Here is a 4,012-nt window from a genome sequence, read left to right on the forward strand (position 1 = left end):
TACTACAACCGCAAGATCGCGCAGGGCAAACGCCACAACCAAGCCCTCATCGCCCTCGCACGCCGACGCTCCGACGTCCTCTACGCCATGCTCCGCGACGGCACCCTCTACCAACCCCGGCTACCCATCACAGCTTGACAAACGTCATAGGAGCACCCCCCCCCGGCGCGCACGAGAGCCCGCTTACCTATCCGCGTGCGCGTGCGAAACTCCTGAGAGATCGGGGCCGTGCACCGCGCGGCCGTCGAGAACAACGCGGTGAGCCCAGAAAGTCAGGAGTTCTGCACGCGCCCGGGCCGTGGCCGCGTGCGCGCCGACCGCTCAGATCGAGTAGCTCAGAGCTACCGGCCAGGCGGCGGGCACGGCGGTGGTCCCCAGCGCGCGGAGCGCGCGGTCCACGTCGCCGTCGTCGTTGAAGACGTGGAACGCGACGCGCGCTCGGCCCGCGCGTCCCGACGCCGTGATGCCGCGCGCAGACAGCCGCCGGAGGGCTTCGCCGTCGGCATCCGGCCACGTGACGATCGCCGAGGGGCGTGCAGGCTGGGGGAGTCGGAGTCCTTCGCGGAATCGCGCCGCCAACCCCGTCGTGTGGGCGTAGACCTCCGTGATGTCGGCGTCGGCGAATATCTCGATCGCGGGAGCGGCCCCGACGAAGGCCTGCCAGGCGGGCGAGACGTCGAACCGGCGCGCGTCCGGCGCGAGGGTGCCGCCGGTTCCGTAGCACGACGCCCACGGATCGTCTCCCGAGTACCAGCCCGCCTGCACAGGCCGGAGCGACCGTGCAAAGTCGGGCCGCACGGTGAGGAAGCCCACGCCACGCGGGCAGCAGAGCCACTTGTACGCGTGACAGACTGTCGCGTCGAAGAGGGTGGCGTCGACCGGATGCCAGCCCGCGGCCTGCGTGAGATCGCACAGCGTGCGCGCCCCGACGCGGGCGGCCGCAGCGACGATCCCGGCGGCATCCGCGACTTCTCCCGTCGCCGACTGCACGAGGGAGAACGCCACCAGGGCGGTCTCGGCTCGCACGGCGTCGGCGAGATCGTCGAGCGGCACCGTGCGCAGACGAATACCTCGGCCCGCGTGCGCGAAGGGGGCGACGAGCGAGGCGAAGTCGCCCTCGGGGCACAGGACCTCGGCTCCATCAGGAAGAGAAGTGGCGATGAGCGACACCATCACAGACGTCTGCGCGGCGATCGCGACATCGCCGACCGGGGAGCGTACGAGACGCGCGTACGCGGCGCGCGCATCCTCGACCGCGCGCGATGCGGCGGCGACATCGGGGCGACCGGATGCCGCGGCGTCGAGGTCCGCGCGCACGGCGCGCACGGTGGCGCGCGACGGGAGACCGACGGTGCAGGCGGCGAGATAGTCGCGGCCGCCGGCGAAGCGGGAGGCGAGGCTGCTCATGGATCCAGGTTCCCGCGAGGCGCGACATTGCACTAGAGCAGGTATTGCATGAGAAACATGCATTCTGCTTATGTGTACTGATGACCGACCAGGACGACGACCTCGACGCGCACTCGCTCCGCGTGGTGAAGGCCATCGCCGATACGGGCTCGATCACCGCGGCCGCCCATGCGCTGGGCTACAGCCAGCCGGCGGTGAGCCAACAACTGCGACGGCTCGAGCGGCGCGCGGGCACGCCCATCGTCGAGCGCGTCGGGCGCGGTGTGCGCCTGACGGAGGCCGGCCGCGTCCTCGCGCGGCACGCGGCGGTGGTCACGACGGCCCTCGAGGCCGCTGCCGGTGACCTCGCCGAGCTGCGTGGTCTGCGGGCCGGTCGCGTGCGCATCGCCGCGTTCCCATCCGCGTCGTCGACCGTCGTTCCCCGCGTCATCGCCGCCGTCACGGCTCGCCGTCCCGGGGTTTCGATCAGTTTCGTCGAAGCCGAGCCGCCCGAAGCGATCGTCGCTGTGCGCGAAGATCGTGCCGACATCGCCCTCACCTACAGCTATCCGGGGGATCGTCGAGAGCTCGACCTCGCCGCCAACGGCCTCTCGGTGCGCGCGGTCGGCGGAGACGACACGGTGCTCGTCCTGCCCGTCGACCACCCGGCTGCCGCCGGCCCCATCGACCTCTCGCGTCTCTCGGGCGAGCGGTGGATCGCGGGGTGCCCCCAGTGTCGCGGGCACCTGCTCGAAGCCTGTGCGCGAGCGGGCTTCGTCCCCGACATCGCCTTCGAGACCGACAACTACATCGCGGTCGAGAACCTCGTCGCACAGGGGGTCGGTGTGGCGATCCTGCCGCGCATGGCCGTGGCATCCTTCCCTCTGCTCGCAGGAATCGCCGCTCCCCGGCTACCGGATGCCGAGGCCCGCACGCTGCACGTGGTGACCGCTCGCGGTGCGGAACGCGTGCCGGCGGTCGGGGTGGCGCTCGACGTCATCGCCGAGGTGCTCGCCGACTACCCTCTGCCCTCGGGGCGTCAGGCGCGCCGCCGGTAGGATCGAGGGGATGTCTGCCTCTCCCGATCCCCGCACCACGACCGCCACCGGCGCCGACGTTCGCGTCCGCTTCTGCCCGTCTCCGACGGGGCTGCCGCACGTCGGTCTCATCCGCACCGTCCTGTTCAACTGGGCCTACGCTCGGCACAACGGCGGAAAGCTCGTCTTCCGCATCGAAGACACCGACGCCGCGCGCGACAGTGAAGAGAGCTACCAGCAGCTTCTCGACGCGCTCCGGTGGATGAACATCGACTGGGACGAGGGCGTCGAGGTCGGCGGTCCTCACGCCCCCTACCGGCAGTCCCAGCGTCACGAGATCTACCGCGAGGTGCTCGACAAGCTCGTCGCGGCCGGCGCCGTATACGAGAGCTACTCGACCGCTGAAGAGATCGACGCGCGCAACGAAGCCAACGGCCGCGCGAAGCAGCTCGGGTACGACAACTTCGACCGCGACCTCACCGAGGAGCAGAAGGCCGCGTTCCGCGCCGAGGGGCGTCAGCCCGCGTGGCGTCTGCGCGTGCCCGACCACGACCTCACCTACGTCGACCTCATCCGCGGCGAGGTGACGTTCCCGGCGGGCTCGTTCCCCGACTTCGTGCTCGTGCGCGCGGGGGGGGTGCCGCTCTATCCGTTCGTGAACCCGGTCGACGACGCCCTCATGGGCATCACCCACGTCATCCGCGGTGAAGACCTCATGCCCTCGACCGCGCGGCAGCTCGCGCTGTACTCGGCGCTGGTGGATGCCGGCGTCACGACGTTCATTCCGCGCTTCGGCCACATGCCGCTGGTGCTGGGTGAGACCGGCAACAAGAAGCTCTCGAAGCGCGACCCGCAGGCCGACCTGTTCCTGCAGCGTGAGAAGGGATTCATCCACGAGGGGCTGCTCAACTACCTCTCGCTGCTCGGGTGGTCTCTGTCGAGCGACCGCGACGTGTTCTCGCTCGACGAGATGGTCGCCGCGTTCGACATCGCCGACGTCAACCCGAACCCCGCGCGTTTCGACCAGAAGAAGGCCGAGGCGATCAACGGCGACCACATCCGGATGCTGGATGCCGGCGACTTCGCCGCGCGGATCGTCCCCTATCTCGCGGGGGCCGGGTTCATCGCCGAGGAGCCGTCGCCGGAGCACCGGGCGATCATCGCCGCCGCCGCGCCCCTCGTTCAAGAGCGTGTGCAGCTGCTCGGCGAGGTACCGGGCATGCTCGGCTTCCTCTTCGTCTCCGAGGTGGAGTACGCCGAAGATGCGCTGAAGGGGCTGCCGGCCAACGCGGCCGAGGTGCTCGTGGCGTCGGTCGGAGCCCTCGAGCTCGTGCCGGGGGCGGAGTTCACCGCCGCGGCCGTGCAGGAGGCGCTGTCGACGGCGCTCGTCGAGGAACTCGGGCTGAAGCCGCGCGTCGCGTACGGGCCGCCCCGCGTGGCGCTGACCGGTCGCCGCGTCTCGCCGCCGCTCTTCGAGTCGATGGAGCTGCTCGGCAAGGCCGAGACTCTGCGTCGCCTCGACGCGTTGGTACGCCACCTCGGCTGAGCGTCCGCCGCCTCTCGCCCCGCCCGCGAGACTCGCAGAACCT

General features: G+C 70.7%; 3 protein-coding genes and 1 pseudogene. 3 read left to right on the forward strand and 1 reads right to left on the reverse strand.

The window, feature by feature from the left end; genetic code table 11:
* Positions 1-138: pseudogene (locus tag P2P98_RS16310) on the forward strand (IS110 family transposase); the annotation flags it as partial.
* 183 nt (positions 139-321) lie between these two features.
* Here P2P98_RS16310 and P2P98_RS16315 read toward each other — a convergent pair.
* On the reverse strand, positions 322-1,407 hold the full coding sequence (locus P2P98_RS16315) for an aminotransferase class V-fold PLP-dependent enzyme (RefSeq protein WP_275801297.1): 1,086 nt from the start codon (positions 1,405-1,407) through the stop codon (positions 322-324).
* A gap of 80 nt (positions 1,408-1,487) precedes the next feature.
* Here P2P98_RS16315 and P2P98_RS16320 point away from each other — a divergent pair, with 80 nt between their 5' ends.
* The gene (locus P2P98_RS16320; protein WP_275801298.1) at positions 1,488-2,444 is read left to right on the forward strand and encodes a LysR family transcriptional regulator; all 957 of its coding nucleotides are present in this window, start codon (positions 1,488-1,490) and stop codon (positions 2,442-2,444) included.
* 10 nt (positions 2,445-2,454) lie between these two features.
* On the forward strand, positions 2,455-3,969 hold the full coding sequence (gene gltX, locus P2P98_RS16325; protein WP_275801299.1) for a glutamate--tRNA ligase: 1,515 nt from the start codon (positions 2,455-2,457) through the stop codon (positions 3,967-3,969).
* The last annotated feature ends 43 nt before the right edge of the window (positions 3,970-4,012 follow it).

Origin of the sequence: Microbacterium sp. Kw_RZR3 (assembly GCF_029222405.1) — a bacterium.
Classification (GTDB): domain Bacteria; phylum Actinomycetota; class Actinomycetes; order Actinomycetales; family Microbacteriaceae; genus Microbacterium.

Bases quoted from the DNA above. Each gene is read 5' to 3' on its own strand.
- P2P98_RS16315 (WP_275801297.1), bottom strand. From the start codon at position 1,407: ATGAGCAGCCTCGCCTCCCGCTTCGCCGGCGGCCGCGACTATCTCGCC.
- gltX (WP_275801299.1), top strand. From the start codon at position 2,455: ATGTCTGCCTCTCCCGATCCCCGCACCACGACCGCCACCGGCGCCGAC.
- P2P98_RS16320 (WP_275801298.1), top strand. From the start codon at position 1,488: ATGACCGACCAGGACGACGACCTCGACGCGCACTCGCTCCGCGTGGTG.